We start from the raw sequence: 19,355 nt of genomic DNA on the forward strand, positions 1-19,355 counted from the left end.
AGAGGCGTTCCTGTGTGATCGGTGAGTCATGCGACGCTCAGTTGCAGCGGCGCGGAAACGGATTCCAGCCATTGGGTCTTGCCCAGCCAGGCATCCAGTTGCGGTGCGATGCTCGGGTCGATCAGGTCGCGCTCTTGCAGCCATTTATCGTCGAACACGGTGTGCAGGTATTTCTCGCCGCCGTCGGCAATCGGCACAACTACGTTGCCGGTCAGTACGCCTTTGTGGATCAGCTCCAGCGCCTTGAAAATCGCACCACCGGTCGAGCCGCCGACCAGCAGGGCGAAGTTGCGAGCGATGTAGCGGGCCGTTTCGAACGCCTGAGAGTCGGTGACCTGCACACCCAGATCGATGCAGCTGTAGTCGAGCACCAGGCCGACGGTGTCACCGGCCGGCGTACCGGTGCCGGATTGGTAGTAGGGATAGCCGGGGTGGCCGAAGACGATCGAACCGGCGGGTTCCACCGCGACGGTCACAGTGTCCGGGTTGTGCACTTTCAAGCCGCGAGCGATGCCGGTCATCGAACCGCCGGTGCCGACACAACCAACGTAAGCGCCGATAACGCCTTCAGCCTGAGCGATGGTTTCGCGGACGAAATCACTGTAGCCGCCGGCATTGGCTGCGTTGTCGGACTGGTTCATGAACACAGCCCCGGGGATCTCGGCCGCCAGTTCGGCTGCCATCCGCTGGCGCTCGACCACCGCGACTTCATCTTCGCGATATGTACCCTTGACGAAACGAATGTCGGCACCCAGAGCCTTCATCACCGCGATCTTGTCTTGCGCCGCGTGATGGTCGACCACAGCGATAAAGTGCAGGCCGAACTCGACCGCTGCCATGGCCAGGCCAATCCCGGTGTTGCCGGAGGACGACTCGACGACCACGCCGCCGGGTTTCAATCGACCGGACTTCAGCGCAGCCAATACCATGTTGCGCGCCATACGGTCTTTGATACTGCCGCCGGGATTGTTTTTTTCAATCTTCAACAACAAACGGGCGTTGGTGTCCGGAATATCAATGCCCAACATCGGTGTATTGCCAATAAGGTCAGATACTTTATTCAAGATCATTTCAATTGTTCCCTTTAGTAGTCAGGTGAAAACGCAAAGTTACCTTCCGTACAACAGGTCGCCGTCAACCGACGGGGCAGGGGGTGGCGATGAAACTCGTTCTCCAGCAAGTCCATCTGATAACCGGCGGTATTGACGTAAATCAATAAGTCGCCGGCTTGAGGCGCAGTCGCAAAGTTGATCAGGCGATGAGTGATGACGTCATCGTCCAGGCAGCTATGGCCCGCGATATACGCTTGGGTCGGTGTGTCGGGCAGTTCTTTTGTGCTGATCAGTATTGGATCAATCAGGTATTCAGAAGCGAACCAGGTTTCGCAGGCGCTGAAACTGCTGCCCTCAACAAAAATGACGGTTTTGTTGTCGGCCAGTTTTTTTGTGCGTGTTACGCGGAATATTGAAATGGCCGCCTGGTCCACCAGACTTCGACCGGGTTCCAGTGCCAGGGTTATATTCTGTCGGTTCAAATAGTTTGCAATGGAGAGGCCTTGTGAGTGTTCGGCCTCGAGTAATAACGTCAACCATTGCGACGCTGTCAGGTCGCCGCCGTAAGGGTAATAAGTAGCGGGAACTTTCAGGTTGTAATAATGGCTGGGGTTATTGTCGTTTTGCAGGAACCGAGCATAGTCCTCGGGCTCGACATAACGAATCGGCAGGCCACCGCCAATATCAATCATCTGCGGATTCAAGCCCATTTCCCTGGCCGCCTCGACGAACCCGGTGACCTCACGAAAGGCTTGTGCACGGGATTCAAATCCATAGCCGCCGAGATGAAAATGGAAACCCTCGAAGTGGAAAGACTCAGCGTATTTCATCAACCGTTGAAGGCCTTCGAGCAAATCTTCCGAGCCTATTCCAAATCGACTCCTTGGACTGCTCTTAGGTCTGTAGCGCAGCAAAACTCTGGCTTTGGCAAGGCGTGGCTGTGCGTTGATCACGCTTTTCAGGTGGTCAAACTCTTCCAGCGAGTCCACGCAAATCAATGAACCGGCGCTGATCAGTGCTTGATGAAACGCGGCAGTTTTGGCCGGTCCTGTGGCACAGATTTTTTCTGCTGGCGTGCCGGCTCGCAGCGCTGCATGCAACTCGTGGATGCTCGATACATCAACGCCGATCCCCGAATTTGCCGCTGCACTGAGCATGCTCTGGGACTTGTTGGCCTTGGCCCCGTAGAAGAGGGCATGAGGCACGTTGTACTGCTTCAACACCGCCAGCAAGGCATGTGTGTTTAATTCAAAGGCATGGGGCCAGACCAGATTCAATGGTGAGCCGTGTTGTTTGACCAAGTCTTTAAGTGTGCCCGGAAAGTCATTGATGAACGTGGAAATAAGTGGGTCAGTCAGCGGCTTTAACATCTCCGGATGATGAACTTTATTTCGTTGTTCAACCGGTGGTGTATTTGTTGTAGGCATAGTTAACCCCTAGCGCCGTAAATGACGTCGCCATTGATGTTTCGATAACTAAGCGTTATCGACGTATATAGTCTTTTTACACGTCAGATACGAGGTTTAAACAATTTGGAGGTGGATGCCAGGCGAAATCCGGGTCTGGGTTCGAAGCGCTGATCGTAATAAATGGTTCACAAAACAATTGCATGAGAACCCATTCCATAAGGTTTGTACGGACGTGTTAATTGGCCACTGGTTGAGGGCCAATCCCCTGTAAATACCCGTAACTGACATTCAAATGACATCACTGGCAGGTACTTCCCGAGATGCTGATGACTTGCTTTGAAGCGAGGATAGTTCCTCTTGGCGGCGTGAACAATATTGCGAACGGGAACGATTATCAAGTAAGGTTTTCAAATATTTTTGAATAAATACCTGCTCAAGGCGAACGCATGAAGGTGTATTTACACGCTCAAGGACTCGTTCGCCCCGAGATAAAAAGTCTTTTAATTCCTTGAACAATAAGGCGTTAAGGGCTGTTGCGAGAAACCCCGGAACAGCATGCAAATCTGCCGCTGAAGGGGCCTGAAAATTTTCAGAGATCACGACTGGTTCACGCCAAGGAGCAACACCATGCAATCCGATCGACTCAGCAGCAAAACCCCACTCGCGATCAGCTACCTGTTCGTGCCGGGCAACCGTCCCGAGCGGTTTTCCAAAGCCGTCGAAGCAGGGCCGGACGCGATCATCCTCGATCTCGAAGACGCCGTTCATCCGGACAGCAAAGCCGCCGCACGCGCCGCCATTTGGGCCTGGCAAGAGGCTACGCCGAGCGTCGCCTGCGAACGTTACATCCGCCTGAACAGCGTGAGCAGTTCGCTGTTCCGCCAGGACCTGACCTGGCTCAGCGACATGCGCTACCCCGAGCGTTGCAGCGGGATTTTCCTGCCCAAGGCCGAATGCCCCGAGGCGCTGACGCGGGTGGTCGAGCGCCTGCTGGAGTGGCAACCGGAACTGAAGATCGTTGCCATCATCGAGACTGCCAAAGGCCTGCAACAGGTCGAATCGATTGCCGCGATTCCGGGGCTGACGCGGCTGGCGTTCGGCTCGCTGGATTTCTCCCTGGACATCAACTGCAGCCAGATTCCCGAGGCGTTTCTGTTCGCCCGCAACCGTATCGTGCTGGCTTCGCGCACGGCGGATTTGCCGTCGCCGATCGACGGCGTCACCCCGGCGATCAGCGATTTGGCGGTGGTCGCCAAGGACTCGCATTACGCGCGATCGCTAGGCTTCGGCGCCAAGCTGTGCATCCACCCATCGCAACTGGCCACAGTGCAGCGCGCCTTCCTGCCGGATTCGCGTCAACTGGCGTGGGCTGATCGGGTGATGAGAGCGGTTGCGACGGGCAGCCACGCGGTGCAAGTGGATGGCGAGATGGTCGACTTGCCGCTGATCGAACACGCCCAGCGGCTGCTCGATATGGCCAGCCAATACGCGCCGATTGTCCGCGCAAATGCCTGCTGACCCCCGGCGAATCAGGAGATCAACCATGGAACACGGTTATCAGATTGCACTGCGACCGATTTGCGAAGTGCTGCAATCGGAGCAGGTCGACCCGGTTAACGTGACGATGCTGCGCGAGTCGATTATCCGGGCCGGGCATTGGCTGGAGCCGATCATCGTCGAGCGCTCGCAAGGCATCGTGATGGACGGCAATCACCGATTCAACGCGGCGTTGCAGTTGGGCTTGAAGCGAGTGCCGTGCATCCAGCTCGATTACACCGATCCGCGGGTGTGTGTGCGGCATTGGCAGACTGGACAGGCGTTCGAAGTGGCGCGAATTTTCACCACGATCGCTCGCGGCGAGATCTTTCCGTACAAGACCACCCGACACGCTTTTGACCCCGCGTTGCCGGTGGTCGCGATACCGCTGGAACACTTGTATGCCTAGCCTTGGCTGCACAGAAGCAAAAAAACTTTACTGCGAGTGATACTTTTTCGCAGATCGACTGGCAATAGGAGTGATTACCATTTTCCCTTGATGAAAAGGATCCTCACGTCATGCCTGTTGTCAGTCGTCCTTGCGGTGAGCGCGTGTTAACACTCGCCATTCGTACCGCCATGTTGAATTTCGTTTTGGTCGCAGGAAGCGCCTGGGCCGCCAGCCCCGAGCAACGAGACGTTGCTGCCGACAAGACCTCGAACATTGCGGCTGCAACGCCGACCGATGACAGCATGGATGCGCTGACCCTCGACACCACCAATGTCAACGCCCGTTACAGCGGCCCGACCGCATTGCCGGAAACCTTCGCCGGTGGCCAGGTCGCACGTGGTGCCCGGCTGGGCATGATGGGCAACAAGGACGTGATGGACACGCCGTTCAGTGTCACCAGTTACACCGCCAAGACCCTGGCCGACCTGCAAACCGTGACTGTGGCCGATGCGCTGCAGCGTGATCCTTCGGTGCGCTCCACCGGTCAGACGGGCGGTATCGTAGACTCGTTTTTCATCCGTGGCTTCCCGATCGGTGAAGGTAACCTCGGTGAACTGGCGTTCGACGGCGTGTACGGTGTAGCGCCGAACTACCGGGTGTTCACCGAGTACGCCGAGCGTGTTGAAGTGCTCAAGGGACCGGGCGCGCTGATGTACGGCATCTCGCCCAACAGTGGCGTCGGTGGCGTAATCAACATCGTTCCCAAGCGTCCACTGGATGAAGACCTGACCCGTTTTACCGGCAGTTACGCCTCGGACTCTCAGGTCGGCGGTCATCTGGATCTCAGTCGTCGCTTCGGCGAGGAAAATCAGTTTGGCGTGCGCTTCAACGGTAACCTGCAGGGTGGCGATACGGCCATTGATGATCAGCATCGAGACGTGGGTATCGGTGCCATTGCCCTCGATTATCGCGGCGAGCGCTTACGCTTGAACCTTGATTACATCAGTCAGAAAGAAAGCTTCGACGCAGCTTCGCGGCCATTCACCGTCGCACCGGGTGTAGATGTCCCGTCCGCGCCGAATGGGCGCACCAACCTGTCGCAGGATTGGGGCTGGTCGGACACCAAGGAGCAGTCGGCTTTGCTAGGGGGCGAATATGACCTGACTGACACGGTTACGGTATTTGCCCATGCCGGTGGCGGCAAATCGGACGTCAAGAGGATGTCTGACCAAGTGCCGAGAATCCTCAATGAGGCTGGCGATACCAGCAACATTCCGGGTTACTACAAATTCAACGTCGATCGTTCGACGGCCGATGTCGGCATCCGCGGCGTGTTCGCTACAGGGCCGATCACTCACACGACCACGCTGATGGCGACCCAGTACCAGGATGAACTGTCCCGAGGGATCAACAACGGCACCGAAATCCGTTCGAACATTTACCACCCGATCGATGTGCCCAAGCAATTCATCAACTCGCCGAAGGTGCTGCGCATTTCCGAATCGGATCTGTCCGGCGTCGCGGTGACTGACACGTTGTCCATGCTCGATGACCGATTTCAGTTGACCCTCGGTGTGCGTCGCCAGGACATCGAATCACGCAACTACAACGCCGCAGGTTTGGTCAGCTCGAAATACAACGACAGTGCCACGACTCCACTGGTCGGCGTGGTGGTCAAGCCTTGGGAAGATGTCTCGCTCTATTACAATTATGTTGAAGGCTTGAGCAAAGGAGACATCGCACCAGGCACGGCGGCCAACGCCGGTGAGACGTTCGCCCCGTACGAATCGAAGCAGCATGAACTCGGCGTCAAATATGAGCACGGTACGTTCATGACCACGCTGGCGTTGTTCCAGATCGAGAAGCCGAGTGGTGAAATCGGCGCTGGCAACGTGTTCTCGGTGCAGGCCGAACAACGCAACCGCGGCATCGAGTTGAGCATGTTCGGCGAAATCGCGCCGGGCACGCGCTTGATGGGGGGCGTGACTGTGCTTGACGGCGAGTTGACCGATTCGGCGACAGCGGCCAACCGCGGCAACAAACCGGTGGGTGTGCCGGATGTGCAAGCCAACCTCTGGGCCGAATGGGATACACCATGGCTTGAAGGCTTCACTCTGACCGGTGGTGCCATCTACACCGACAGCCAATACGTCAATCAGGCCAATACGCAGGAGCTGGGTTCCTGGACCCGCTTCGATGCCGGCGCGCGTTATGCCACCAAGATCGAAGGCCGGCCGACGACATTCCGCGCCACCGTGCAGAACGTGTTTGATCGTGAGTACTGGTCGGGCGTTGCTTCGTACGGCGCATTTTCCCCGGGTTATCCGCGGACCTTACAGCTGTCGGCCACCGTCGACTTCTGATGAAGACGGGAAGGGTTGCTACGGCTGATGTAGCAACCCCATCTGAACATTTCGGAAAGGGAGTATTCGCATGTTGAACAACTCAGGCTCAGCGGCTGTAAGCGCGCCTTCACCGTTTCGGACAGCGACCAATCAGCTGGCGTTCGTATGTGATCGCAGCTCGAATGAACACATCCGTGAATTGCTACGTTTCTATGGACTGCGCACCAGTCTGATCCGCTTCAAGGTCCTCAATGCACTGGTCGCCGCCACTTTGAATGGGCGTGGCGTTGGTGTCAGTGAGGTGCATGCCTATCTGGTGTCGCTGTCTTCCGGGATGACATTTGTCAGTGTGCGCGAAGTGCTTAAACGCCTGTGCGACGAGGGCGTGATCTTGCTTCAGGCCGACAAGAGCTACCGTATCACCGACGAAGCCTGGGCGATGCTGAAGCAGCATCTGGATGGCTGAAAGGTGTTTTCGATTGGCTGTTTTCGTCGCGGCCCTCGAATGATCCAGGTTTGAACAGTGACAAGTGTCGAGGCTTTTACGGGCTTCAACACTTGTCATGATTCACCCGCGACATGTGTCGTCATGCCTGAGCCTAATCGCGCGCTCAAGGTGCGAACCCATGAAAGTCATATGCCATCCCCTTTAAAGACTCTCAGGGTCGCCGAAGAACATCTGAATCCTCGACCGCAGCCACCGCTCACCCGGATCATTGTCTTGCGATCCACGCCAGGCCATGTGCAACTCAAAGCTGCGCACCGGCAATGGCGGGTCTTCAGCCCGCACACCGCCAGCGGCTGTCAGCGCATCAGCCGTGTAATCAGGCACGGTCGCGACAATATCGGTCCCGCTGATGAGCGTGCTGAGTCCGTTGAATTGCGGCACCGCGAGGACCACATGCCGTTTGCGCCCGAGCTTTTGCAGCTCTTCATCTATAAAGCCGCTCAGGTCGCCGGCGAAGGACACCAGTGCATGAGGCCGCGCGCAGAAATCATCCAGGCTCAACGGCCCTGGTACCGTGTCGGCCCGCAACAGCTTCGGCATGCTGCGGCGCAGCACCTTGCGTTTGGCGTTGGCCGGCAAGTCGGCGGTGTAGCTGACACCGATGGAAATCTCTCCCGAGGCCAGCAGGCTCGGCATCAGGATGTAGTTGGCCCGACGCACCACCAGCACGATCCCCGGTGATTCGGCGCGCAGACGCTTGAGCAGCATCGGCAGCAGGGCGAATTCGACATCGTCCGACAGACCGATGCGAAACACCGCCGTGCTGGTGGCTGGGTCAAATTCCGCGGCACGGCTGACCGCGGTGGAAATCGAATCCAGTGCAGGCGAGAGCAGGGCGAAGATTTCCACCGCTCGGGCGGACGGTTCCATGCTACGGCCGGTACGCACGAACAACGGATCATCGAACAAGCCGCGCAGGCGCGAGAGTGCCGCACTGATGGCCGGCTGGCCGAGGAACAATTTCTCCGCAGCGCGGGTCACGCTGCGTTCGTGCATCAATGTTTCGAAAACGATTAACAGGTTCAGGTCGACACGACGCAGGTCATTACGATTCATCTGGAGTCCTGGCAGAGTCATCAAGCTTGACGAAAGCGGCCATATGGGAACAATGGCCGGCATGAATATTAAGGGGAAAGACTGCTACTCTGCACCGAGTAATTCAGTTTTCCTGAAAAGGATGCTTCGGTTTTCATGGCATTTGACGATGTCGCCGGCGCTGCGGAATCAATGACAGGCATGTCGACTATTAATAGCCACTGATAGTCTTGGGTAGAAAGCCCAGATAGAGTTCATGGCATTAGAGGTTTCTTTGACGAGGTTTGCGATGTCCCGCACGATCCGTTTTCACAAGTTTGGTCCAGCCGAGGTGCTCAAATGCGAAGAGCATGCGGCCGCTCTCCCTGCGCCGGGCGAAGTGCAGGTGCGCGTCGAGGCGATTGGCATCAGCTGGTACGACATTCTCTGGCGCCAGAACCTGGCCTCGTCCCACGCTCGTCTGCCTTCAGGCCTTGGCCATGAAATGTCCGGCGTCGTCACGGCGGTCGGCGAGGGCGTCGATGATCTGGCGGTCGGCGACAAGGTTGCCAGCTTCCCGGCTGAAAGCCCGAACGACTATCCGGTCTACGGTGAGCAGATTGTTCTGCCGCGCTCGGCACTCACCCGTTACCCGGACGTGCTCAGCCCGATCGAAGCCAGCGTGCATTACACGCCGCTGCTGATCGCCTACTTTGCTTATGTCGATCTGGCACGGGTCAAACCGGGGCAATTCGCGCTGGTGACCGACGCCAGTCACTGTGCCGGTCCGTCCTTCGTCCAACTGGGCAAGGCGCTGGGCATTCGGGTGATTGCCGCTACCAAAACCGCGGAAGAACGTGAATACCTGCTGTCCCTCGGCGCCGAGAAAGTCATCGTCACCGAAGAACAGGACCTGCTGATGCAGATCAACAAGATCACCGACAATCGCGGCGTGGACGTGGTGTTCGATGGTCTCGGCGGTCCACAGATGTCCTTGCTCGGCGACGTGCTTGCACCTCGCGGTAGTCTGGTGCTGTACGGCCTGCAAGGTGGCAACCAGACGCCATTCCCGGCCTGCGCAGCGTTCCAGAAGAACATTCAATTCTTTGTGCACTGCATCGGTAACTTCACCGGCAAGCCGGAGCTGGGCATCATTCAGGACCAGGTCGCACTGCAACGTGCCTTGCGCGACATCAACCAGCTGACCGCCGACCGCGTGCTGCTGCCGCTCAAGACACGGGTCTTCCCGTTTGCCGAGTTTGTCGAAGCTCACCGCTACATGGACGAATGTCCATGCCGCGAACGGGTCGCCCTCCAGGTCCAACCTGCATAAGCCCTTTAGATAAGCCCCTCTGCAAGAGTCCGTGCCCCCACGGACTCTTTTGCATGCGTCATCTGCCATAAATGAGACCTTCCATTGACCGGTCAATGGGGCAGTTCAGCAACTGAACTGGTTTTTGCTCTCAATCTGTATCTTCTAATCATCATATAAGCCTTGATAATTGAATGATTACTTTCATCTCAAGGAATGAGTCATGGCTGGGTATCTGGTTGATACTTTTCAATACACACTGTTAATAGATATCCGACAAATAGCGTGTCGTTGCGCAGTTGCCGACAAAACATGGGCGACTTCTTTCTTTATTTCTTGTGCTAAATGTCTGTGGGACGCTGTCGGACATTTCCTAGGACGTTGCGCGCAGCCGCAAGAGGCAGACTCTGCACGGCCTCGCGGCAACCTGTCTCTGGCCGGAGCAGGGGTGGCGTCCAAACATTTCAAATAATTACCAAAAACTTAAGTGTTAGCATTTGGCAATAGCGCCCAGTACTTCAATCGTGGCAGACAACCCATTGCGCAGTGCATGTCGTTGTTAGTGCGATATCGAACTTACAAGCATCAGGTAAATTAAGATGACCAATATTCATGATCAAGCGATGAACTATGTCTATCAGCAAGTGCTGCAGCGATTGTTGAGTTTCTTCTCTCGCGCCGAACGCACGGCATTGCAGCTTATGATTCAGCGCCTGGTGGTAGCCGCCGGGGGCATGGAGCGTATTGGCGATTACAAGGTCCTGGCGATTCAGTCCGGGTCCCGCGACAGTTGCTACACTCTGGCGCTGCTGCGCGCAGCACAACTGAGTATTGCCGGTCGGGCGCCTGCGACATTCCGGTTGCGAGTGGCTTCCTTGCGTTTGAACGGCGTAAGCTCGACGGCCCTGGAAAATATCCATCGCAGCTACAGCGCCTTGTTCCTCTACGACGATCCTCGGGTCGAAGTGTTGATGGTCGATAACCGGGAAGTCCTGCCGTTCACCCACCTGACACCGATCTCCGACGCCGGCCGTGAGTCGAATCGGCTCAATCTTTTAATGGTTGGCCATCGTCGCGCCTGTAATGGGCTGCTTGATCTGTGGGACGACGGGTACCTGGCCACCGGCGAGTTCTATGGGCAAATTGCTCGTTGGGACAGCGGTGTCGATGCATTAGTCAGTAGCGACACGCCTCGCCAGCAGAAACAGTTTCTCGGCGGATTGAAGCGTGCTGCCGCCAAAGCCGGGCTCAAGTCCTCGAATCACTACGAAAGCGGCTACGAGGAGCTATTCGCGCTGCTGGATGAACTGGGCAGCGACTGTTACCGCGCTTTTTATGCTGAGCATGAGCAGGCAGTGTGGCGCCCGGCCGAACGATTTGAGGTGTGTCGCCGCGCCACGTACATCGACATTCACGACATGGTGGTCAGCAACCTCGAAGAGCGCTGGCCACTGACCACCGAGTTTCTTGGTTTTCAATCCGATGAGCCGGCGGCACAGCTCAGCGACAACGAGCACCTCAGCTTTTCTATCTGCGCACACGTTCGGGGTTTGCAGTCGTGCTTCGTGCACGGCCGGAGCTACGAGACGGGTGTCGCCGAATATCTGCAACGGACATTCGTGATGATGCGCCGCAAACAACTGGCGGAACGGTTGTGCGAACAGGCGGTGGAGGCGTTTGGCAACCCGGCAACGTGGGCCGAGCAGCGAGTTCTGGCAGCGGCCGAAACTCAAAAAGACCTTGGCCTGAGCGAGGCGCAACTGGTGTGCCTGCTCTATTCACCGTTTGTCGAGAATGGCGCGGCGCTTGAGCGTTTTCTGCGTCAGTGCCACCCCGGCATGCTCGTGGCAATGCCCGATTTGCACCGGGCAATGCAGGGTAACCCGGTGCCGGAGCAGGTTCTGCAATGGATGACCGACGTCAGCGGGCTGCCTGTCCACCTGATCAGCAAGCTTTACCGCATGGATCCGGTGTCTGCGGATGAGGGCAGGGCAGGCGTCCCGGAAATAAGCCGCGCAGGTTTGCAGACCGAAGCAGCCGAATATGACGACGACACGGCTGTGGCGGATGAATAGTCAGCGGGGCGCTGAAAGTGCCTGGTTTGACGGACTTGTTGACGATGCATGATCACGTTTGCATGGCATTCGGCCCTTGCCCATGAAAGGGCCACGAGAAACCGACTTCGCGTATCAGGCGGTGTACCGATATCTGACCAATCTGATCAATGAACCGGTGGGTGACACGCGCATCCGTCTGCCTTCGTTACGACAGTTGGCGGACCGTCTGAGTGTATCGATCTCGACCATTCAGTACGCTTATTCGCTGCTGGAGAAGGAAGGGCGCGTTTATTCGGTCGCCAAATCCGGCTATTACGCGTTACCGGTGTCCTCCATCCGCGCACTCAGCAGCGGCAATGACCTGCTTGAAACCGTCTATGTCAACGCCAGGCGCCCAGGAATGCTGGTCTTGAGCGCCGATGAGCCTGCGCTGTTACAGCCGCTCGACAGCCCGCTGTTACTGCTGGAGCGAGAACTGCTGCGCCAGTATCCGCGCCAACCGCAATCGTCATCGCAACCGTGTGGCGAGCTGGAGCTACGCATCGCCTTGGCGGCGCGCTACACCACCTCGCCGCTGCGATGCTGGCACGCCGACGATGTCTATATTGGCGCCGACCTGCGTGGCGTGCTGGAAATACTGATCGCCGTGTTGAGCCTCAAGGACGCTACGGTGCTGGTCGAGTCGCCGTGCGACTGGGCAATTCTGCGGTTGCTCCAGGCTGCGCAGGTACGAGTGATTGAACTGGCGGTGCAATCCAGCGGCGGCCTGGACGTCGAGTGGCTCAAGGAGTTGCTGGAGACCGAACCGGTGCGGCTGGTGATGGTTTCATCCGGGCTGAACATGCCGCGAGGCAGCTTGGCGCCCGAGGACAACCGACAAACTGTTGCGCAATTGCTGGAACGACATGGCAGCTGGGTGTTGGAAAACGACTGCTACGGCGAACTCGGATTCGAACCGGACAGCCAGCGGTTTCGCGACCTGCTGGACCCCGATCGGCTGATCGTGTTTTCCACGTTCGAGAAAATCATCGGGCCAGAAGCGCCCTACGGCTATTTGCTCTCGCGGCATTTCAGTGCTGAACTGCAACGGCACTTTCTACTGCGTTCGTTTCGCCTGTCACCGATTCGCCAGAAAGCCATCGCTCGCTTGTACAACAACGGACGTGTCGATCAGCACCTTCACGTATTGCGGCGGATGCTCAAGGATCGCAAGGCGCAGATGACTCAGCTGTTGCAGGAGCGTCTGGGCGATGCCTTGCGCTTCGTCGAGCCTCAGGGCGGCGCAACCATCTGGGCCCATTCGCTGCGCCGGGTCGACGTACGGCGGGTGTTCCATCGCCTGCTCAAACACCAAGTGGTGATCGCACCGGGAGAGCTGTTCAGTCTCCAGGGTTTGCACGCGCAACACTTGCGCCTCAGTCACACCTTCGGCGGCGACCACGACCTGGCCGCGGCACTGGGCCTGTTAGGGGATGCCTTGCGTCTGGAGTCGATCGATTGAACGGGGCCACAAAACATCCTTGGCACGCGTGAATCGATCCCATCGCGTTGCGGTCAAACTGCCAGTAAACTGCGTCCTATTCCTGAACCACTCTCTTTCAGAGGTTTTGCATGACACTCAGTCCTTTTGCGGGCAAACCGGCACCGGTAGAACTGTTGGTCGACATCCCGCGACTGGTAACGGCCTATTACACCGGCCAGCCCGATGCCGCCATCTCGACCCAGCGCGTTGCCTTCGGCACGTCCGGGCACCGAGGCAGCTCGTTCGACTTGAGTTTCAACGAATGGCACGTTCTGGCGATCAGCCAGGCGATCTGCCTGTACCGCGAAGCCCAAGGCATTGATGGCCCGCTGTTCGTCGGCATCGACACCCACGCGCTGTCCACCCCGGCCGGCGCCAGCGCCCTTGAAGTGCTGGCTGCCAACGGCGTGACGGTGATGATTGCCGAAGGTGACGAGTACACCCCGACACCGGCCATTTCCCACGCGATTCTCTGCTACAACCGCGGGCGTACTTCGGGCCTGGCGGACGGCATCGTCATCACGCCGTCGCACAACCCGCCGCAAAGCGGTGGCTACAAATACAACCCTACCAACGGTGGCCCGGCCGATACTCACATCACCAAGTGGATCGAAGCCAAGGCCAACGAACTGCTGGGCAACAAGCTCGCCGGCGTCAAGCGCATCAGCTATGAGCAGGCGCTGAAGGCCAGCACGACCCATCGTCACGATTACCTCAATACCTATGTCGCCGACCTGATCAACGTGATCGACTTCGACGCTATCCGCGATGCCAAGCTGCATCTGGGTGTTGATCCGCTGGGCGGAGCAGGCGTGCGCTACTGGTCAGCGATCGCCGAGCATTACCGACTGGATCTGGAAGTGGTCAACAAACAGGTCGATCCGACCTTCCGCTTCATGACAGTCGACTGGGACGGCCAAATCCGCATGGACCCATCGTCCAGTCACGCGATGCAGGGCCTGATCGGTCTGAAAGAGCGTTTCGACGTAGCGTTTGCCTGCGACCCGGACCACGATCGCCATGGCATTGTGACTCCTTCCGGTGGATTGCTCGCGCCGAACAGCTACCTCGCGGTATCGATCGACTACCTGTTCCAAAACCGTCCGCAGTGGCGCGCCGATGCCGCCGTGGGTAAAACCGTGGTCAGTAGTGGCTTGATCGATCGCGTTGCAAAACGTCTGGGTCGTCGCCTGTACGAAGTGCCGGTCGGGTTCAAGTGGTTTGCCGACGGCCTGTTCGACGGCTCTCTGGGTTTTGGCGGCGAAGAAAGTGCCGGTGCTTCGTTCCTGCGCAAGGATGGCGGCGTCTGGTGCACCGACAAGGACGGCTTGATCCCGGCGCTGCTGGCAGCAGAAATGACTGCCCGCACCGGCCGTGACCCAAGTCAGGCCTATCGCGCCTTGACCGATGAACTGGGCGAACCGTTCTCGGTACGGGTCGATGCCAAGGCCAACCCTGAGCAGAAGGCGCTGCTGAGCAAATTGTCGCCGGACCAGGTCACCTCGACCCAACTGGCGGGCGAAGCGATCCAGAGCATCCTCAGTCACGCACCGGGCAACGACCAGGCGATCGGGGGGCTGAAAGTCATGACCGAGCACGGCTGGTTCGCGGCGCGCCCGTCGGGCACTGAAGACATCTATAAGATCTACGCAGAAAGCTTCGTCAGTGACGAACACCTCAAGCAATTGGTGGCAGAAGCGCAAACACTGGTGGACGGCGCGATCTCTGCGAAGTAATCCAGAATGTAAAAAGGGGCGGCCATGATGGTCGCCCCTTTTTTTGGTGCGCCAGGCATGGCGCGTTGCGCGAAGCGCAACCAGCTTGGCTGTGGTGGCCACGCTGGTGACTTGGAGGTGAAAGTCCTCTACACACCCGGCAAGGGGAAGTGTTAGCCAGAGGCAAGGGTGTCGCGGGTGACTGCGAATCTGAAGGAAGCCCGAGGCAAAATGCTGGCCTGACGAACAGGAAGCGGATTAGGCGGTGCAGCGGGGTAAGGTAGCCAAAATTGCCAAAGCCCAATACTTGCGTGTGTCACGAACGCTGGCGTAAGCCAGCGATGCTGTATCGAAGATGGGAGTAGGCCTCCCGAAGTCCGCTTGCAGGAGCTGGCTTCAAACCGCCCGGTGCTGCTGCGTTCAAAAGGCGTGGTGGTGAGCGACCGTGGAAAAGGCGTCAATAAAGGCGTCGGGTACGTATTGAGCAGATGAGCGAAAGCAAACCGTCCGAAGACGCATCGTTAAGGGCTCAAGCGCTGTCAGAACCGAGGCTGGCAAGTAGCCTTGGGAGCAAGTCTGGAGGACACCTGCTTACCGTCCAGATGGCAGCCGGTGTATAGGCGGCATGAGCTCAATACAGGCTTTGATATGGAGCGTGAGAACCTCGCCTTTGATGCCAAGGGAAATGACAAGCGGCTATCACCGCAAGAAAGAATACCGATGCAAAGGCCGAGGGGCGGAGCCATTCGTAGTAGTGATGAAGTTCTTGTAATGAGAATGGAGCGAAGGGATGGCGTTGCCCAGCTCGCCTATGTCGTCAACCGGCTTCGGCGGGGAAGAGCGGCATGAGCGCAGCAAAGTCGTACAGCATTTCCAAACTGATAGTTTGGGAGGCCTTCCAGCGAGTGAAAGCCAATCGAGGAGCCGCTGGGATAGATGAACAATCTATTGCCCAGTTCGAGCAGAAGCTGCAACGGAACCTGTACAAGGTTTGGAACCGCATGTCGTCGGGTTCCTATTATCCGCCACCGGTTCGGCAGGTGGAAATTCCGAAGCAATCAGGAGGCAAACGCAAGCTGGGTATTCCGACAGTAGCCGATCGGGTGGCTCAGACCGCCGTCAAGCTGCTTATAGAGCCGCGTCTGGACTGTCTTTTTTCATTCGGATTCCTATGGATACCGGCCGGGAAAATCAGCCAAACAGGCGGTCGAGATCACTCGCAGGCGCTGCTGGAATATGAATTGGGTGGTGGAGTTTGATATCAAGGGGGCTTTTGATCATATCGATCATGAGCTGCTGCTCAAAGCTGTGAGGCATCATGTGAAGGATGTCTGGATTCTGTTGTATATCGAACGGTGGCTTAAAGCGCCGTTTGAGACTGCTGACGGCGTTCAGGTACCACGTGAAAGCGGTACACCCCAAGGTGGGATTGTCAGTCCCTTATTGATGAATCTGTTCATGCACTATGCGTTCGATGCCTGGATACAACGGACTTTTCCAGGTTGTCCATTTGCACGCTACGCCGACGATGCGGTGGTTCACTGCCGTAGCGAAAAGCAGGCGTGTGAGGTCATGGCGGCAATCAAGGCCCGTCTGGAAGAGTGCCTACTGACCATGCACCCGGAAAAGTCGAAGATCGTTTATTGCAAGGACAGTAACCGCAAGGCAGCGTACCCAACGACGCAGTTCACGTTCCTGGGGTTCACCTTCCGGCCACGGGAGGCATGGGGCAATAATGGACGCCGGTTTACCAGCTTTCTGCCCGGAGCCAGTAATGAGGCGTTAAAACGAATGCGTCAACGAACTCGCAGCTGGAATATCCAACGGCAAACACCAGCCAGCCTTTTTGAACTGTCAACGCAGTACAACGCCATTCTTCGTGGATGGTGGAATTACTATGGAGCTTTCTACAAAACGGTGATGCACAAGGTCTTCAATCACTTTGATTTGAAGCTGCAACGCTGGGCCCGTCGGAAATACAAGCCATTGGCGGGGCGCAAGCGCCGCAGTGCTGACTGGCTCAACCGAATGAAGGAAGCATGTCCATCGTTGTTCGTGCACTGGCATGTCTATGGAGATGAGTCTCGACTGGGCAACGGGAGCCGTATGAGTTGAGAGGCTCACGTACGGTTCTGCGAGAGGCTGAAGGTGAAACTCCTACGGCCTACTTACCACGGAACGCTGTGACGTAGATCCGACAGGCATAAGCAGGAAGGTCGCGCGAATTACCCTGGGAGATCTGCACGTTTGCCTGAGTGCTACCGAGCGCCGCGAGGCGACGGGATGAACGCGCAGAAGTCAGCCGAGGCCGTAGTAAGTGACGAGTAACTCCGTCTCACCAAGGGCCGAACAGGTTATGCCGCCAGTAGGCGTCAGAGTCTCGTTGAATACCGAAATGCAGAAATTTCTCCCAGAGAAGACTGTCACTCCGAGTCCCGGACAGAATCCGAGGATGACGGCTGACAGCGCAGAGGTATCGGCGGCATCTGTGACGTGGACGAACGCGGAGCCGGACACGCTGATGGCGCGGGTGCTCGCACCGGCCAACCTCAAGCGTGCGTATCAACGCGTGGTCAGCAACAAGGGCGCACCGGGTGCCGATGGCATGACGGTCGACGACTTGGCGGGCTACGTGAAACAGTATTGCGAAACAGCCCGAGCCCATGTGGCGGCGGGCCACCGCTGGTGTGTGGAGCTCGATCTGGAGAAGTTCTTTGATCGAGTCAACCACGATGTCCTGATGGCTCACGTGGCGCGTCAAGTCGAAGACAAGCGGGTGCTCGCGCTGATCCGTCGTTATCTCGAAGCGGGAACGATGTCAGGTGGTCTTGTCAGTCGACGACAGGAAGGGGCGCCGCAAGGCGGCCCACTCTCGCCGTTGCTGTCGAATATCCTGCTCAACGAACTCGATCGCGAATTGGAACGGCGGGGCCATCGTTTCGTGCGCTATGCCGATGATGCGAACATTTATGTACGCAGCCGTCGTGCTGGCGAACGAGTGATGAACAGCGTCGAATGCTTCCTGAGCCAGCGTCTGAAACTGACGCTGAATCGGGAAAAGAGCCGCGTGGCGCGACCGTGGGCCTGTGATTATCTGGGTTATGGGATGAGCTGGCATCAACAGCCAAGGCTAAAAGTGGCGAGGATGAGTCTGGGGCGTCTACGCGACCGACTCAGAGACCTGCTGCGCGGAGCGCGGGGCTGCAAGATGGCGAGCGTCATCGAGCGGATAAACCCCGTACTGCGCGGATGGGCTGGCTACTTCAAGCTCAGTCAGAGCAAGGGGCCTCTTGAGGAACTGGACGGCTGGGTGCGTCGAAAACTTCGCTGCATCCTCTGGCGCCAATGGAAGCAGTCCTCAACGAGGGCGCGTAACCTGATGGGCTTGGGGATCAACGAAGGACGTGCTCGTAGATCAGCGTCCAATGGGCAGGGCCCATGGTGGAACTCGGGAGCGTCACATATGAATCAGGCGCTGCCGAAGAGACTGTGGGATCGACTCGGTTTGATCTCGATACTGGATACGATAAACGGCTTAATCGCATAACCTGAACCGCCGTATACGGAACCGTACGTACGGTGGTGTGAGAGGACGGCGGATGTAAATCCGCCTCCTACTCGATCCCTGCGTTTGACGATTAAGCCAAGTCCACCAGAACGATTTCACTGTCTTCGATGGCGGTCACCCGCAACACCTGCTCATCGGCAACCGCAATACCGTCTCGAGCTTCTGCACGCAAGCCATTGACTTCAATGACGCCGGTAGCGGGAACCAGATAGGCACGGCGGCCATTGTCCAGGCGATACTCAGCGGATTCACCGGCCTTCAGGTTCGCTGCCACCAATCGGGCGTCGGCTCGAATCCGCAGGCTTTGATCGTCGCCGGCCTTGCCGCTTGCCAGTGTCACGAAACCTTCGCGCTGGCCTTTGGGGAAGGGCTTGGCGCCCCAGGACGGTGCCAAACCGGATTCGTTCGGGATGATCCAGATCTGGAAGATCCTGGTCTCGGTTGCTTCCAGGTTGTATTCACTGTGGGCGATCCCGGTGCCGGCGCTCATGACCTGAACGTCGCCCGCTTCGGTACGACCCTTGTTGCCCAGGTTGTCTTCGTGAGTGATTGCGCCCTCACGGACATAAGTGATGATCTCCATGTCCCGGTGCGGGTGTTTCGGGAAACCGGTGCCAGAGGCAATCACGTCGTCGTTCCACACCCGCAGGTTGCCCCAGTTCATGCGTTTTGGGTCATGGTATTCGGCGAACGAAAAGTGGTGATGAGCATCCAACCAGCCATGGTTGGCGCCGCCCAGGGATTTGAAGGGTCTGAGTTCAAGCATGATCGTCTCCTGAAAAGGTTCGTCATGGGGCAGAGCGCCTGAGCCACGAAACGCGAACCGGTGGTTGATGGCGAGCATCATCTATCAGGTACCAATCGATAAAAAGCGTAAAAAATGCCTCAATACAATCGAATAATTTGATATCAAATTACCTCGAAAG

General features: G+C 57.5%; 14 protein-coding genes and 1 pseudogene. 10 read left to right on the plus strand and 5 right to left on the minus strand.

Going from position 1 to position 19,355, the window contains the following annotated elements; translation table 11 throughout:
- Window positions 1–26 precede the first annotated feature (26 nt).
- The 3 genes from ACYZT7_RS15680 to ACYZT7_RS15690 all read right to left on the minus strand — a co-directional run bounded on the left by ACYZT7_RS15680 (window position 27) and on the right by ACYZT7_RS15690 (window position 3,061).
- Window positions 27–1,070 (minus strand): PLP-dependent cysteine synthase family protein, encoded by a 1,044-nt coding sequence (locus tag ACYZT7_RS15680; RefSeq protein ID WP_461963782.1) that lies wholly within the window; start codon window positions 1,068–1,070, stop codon window positions 27–29.
- A 14-nt stretch (window positions 1,071–1,084) separates the two neighbouring features.
- Window positions 1,085–2,479, minus strand: coding sequence for a Y4yA family PLP-dependent enzyme (locus ACYZT7_RS15685; RefSeq protein WP_462037282.1), 1,395 nt, complete (start codon window positions 2,477–2,479; stop codon window positions 1,085–1,087).
- Between the two features lie 270 nt (window positions 2,480–2,749).
- Window positions 2,750–3,061, minus strand: a complete 312-nt coding sequence (locus tag ACYZT7_RS15690) for a hypothetical protein (RefSeq protein ID WP_462037283.1) — start codon at window positions 3,059–3,061, stop codon at window positions 2,750–2,752.
- Window positions 3,062–3,088: 27 nt separating this feature from the next.
- Between ACYZT7_RS15690 and ACYZT7_RS15695 the strand changes: the two genes are divergently transcribed.
- The 4 genes from ACYZT7_RS15695 (at window position 3,089) to ACYZT7_RS15710 (ending at window position 7,199) form a co-directional block, all read left to right on the plus strand.
- Window positions 3,089–3,979 (plus strand): HpcH/HpaI aldolase/citrate lyase family protein, encoded by an 891-nt coding sequence (locus ACYZT7_RS15695; RefSeq protein WP_462037284.1) that lies wholly within the window; start codon window positions 3,089–3,091, stop codon window positions 3,977–3,979.
- A gap of 25 nt (window positions 3,980–4,004) precedes the next feature.
- Window positions 4,005–4,406: a ParB N-terminal domain-containing protein gene (locus ACYZT7_RS15700; protein WP_150655993.1), complete on the plus strand. Its 402-nt coding sequence runs from the start codon at window positions 4,005–4,007 to the stop codon at window positions 4,404–4,406.
- Window positions 4,407–4,516: 110 nt separating this feature from the next.
- Complete coding sequence (locus ACYZT7_RS15705) at window positions 4,517–6,751, plus strand: TonB-dependent receptor (protein WP_462037285.1); 2,235 nt, start codon at window positions 4,517–4,519, stop codon at window positions 6,749–6,751.
- 70 nt (window positions 6,752–6,821) lie between these two features.
- Entirely contained in the window at window positions 6,822–7,199 is a 378-nt protein-coding gene (locus ACYZT7_RS15710) for a fe2+ zn2+ uptake regulation protein (protein WP_462037286.1), read from the plus strand.
- 183 nt (window positions 7,200–7,382) lie between these two features.
- On the opposite strand, the gene ACYZT7_RS15715 is transcribed toward ACYZT7_RS15710, so the two are convergent.
- Window positions 7,383–8,297, minus strand: a complete 915-nt coding sequence (locus ACYZT7_RS15715; RefSeq protein WP_462037287.1) for a LysR family transcriptional regulator — start codon at window positions 8,295–8,297, stop codon at window positions 7,383–7,385.
- Between the two features lie 268 nt (window positions 8,298–8,565).
- Between ACYZT7_RS15715 and ACYZT7_RS15720 the strand changes: the two genes are divergently transcribed.
- From ACYZT7_RS15720 to ACYZT7_RS15745, 6 genes and pseudogenes are all read left to right on the plus strand, one after another.
- Window positions 8,566–9,588 (plus strand): zinc-dependent alcohol dehydrogenase family protein, encoded by a 1,023-nt coding sequence (locus ACYZT7_RS15720; RefSeq protein ID WP_449645500.1) that lies wholly within the window; start codon window positions 8,566–8,568, stop codon window positions 9,586–9,588.
- A 578-nt stretch (window positions 9,589–10,166) separates the two neighbouring features.
- The gene (locus ACYZT7_RS15725; RefSeq protein ID WP_462037288.1) at window positions 10,167–11,642 is read left to right on the plus strand and encodes a hypothetical protein; all 1,476 of its coding nucleotides are present in this window, start codon (window positions 10,167–10,169) and stop codon (window positions 11,640–11,642) included.
- A gap of 82 nt (window positions 11,643–11,724) precedes the next feature.
- Complete coding sequence (locus tag ACYZT7_RS15730; RefSeq protein ID WP_462037289.1) at window positions 11,725–13,125, plus strand: aminotransferase-like domain-containing protein; 1,401 nt, start codon at window positions 11,725–11,727, stop codon at window positions 13,123–13,125.
- A gap of 110 nt (window positions 13,126–13,235) precedes the next feature.
- Window positions 13,236–14,882: a phosphoglucomutase (alpha-D-glucose-1,6-bisphosphate-dependent) gene (gene pgm / locus ACYZT7_RS15735; RefSeq protein ID WP_462037290.1), complete on the plus strand. Its 1,647-nt coding sequence runs from the start codon at window positions 13,236–13,238 to the stop codon at window positions 14,880–14,882.
- Window positions 14,883–15,706: 824 nt separating this feature from the next.
- Window positions 15,707–16,976, plus strand: a pseudogene (gene ltrA / locus ACYZT7_RS15740) (group II intron reverse transcriptase/maturase).
- A gap of 241 nt (window positions 16,977–17,217) precedes the next feature.
- Entirely contained in the window at window positions 17,218–18,408 is a 1,191-nt protein-coding gene (locus tag ACYZT7_RS15745) for a reverse transcriptase domain-containing protein (RefSeq protein WP_462037291.1), read from the plus strand.
- A gap of 91 nt (window positions 18,409–18,499) precedes the next feature.
- Here the strand turns inward: ACYZT7_RS15745 and ACYZT7_RS15750 are convergent, their stop codons facing one another.
- Window positions 18,500–19,195, minus strand: a complete 696-nt coding sequence (locus tag ACYZT7_RS15750; RefSeq protein ID WP_462037292.1) for a pirin family protein — start codon at window positions 19,193–19,195, stop codon at window positions 18,500–18,502.
- Window positions 19,196–19,355: the final 160 nt, after the last annotated feature.

The sequence above is a fragment of the Pseudomonas sp. RT4P38 genome (assembly GCF_054897765.1).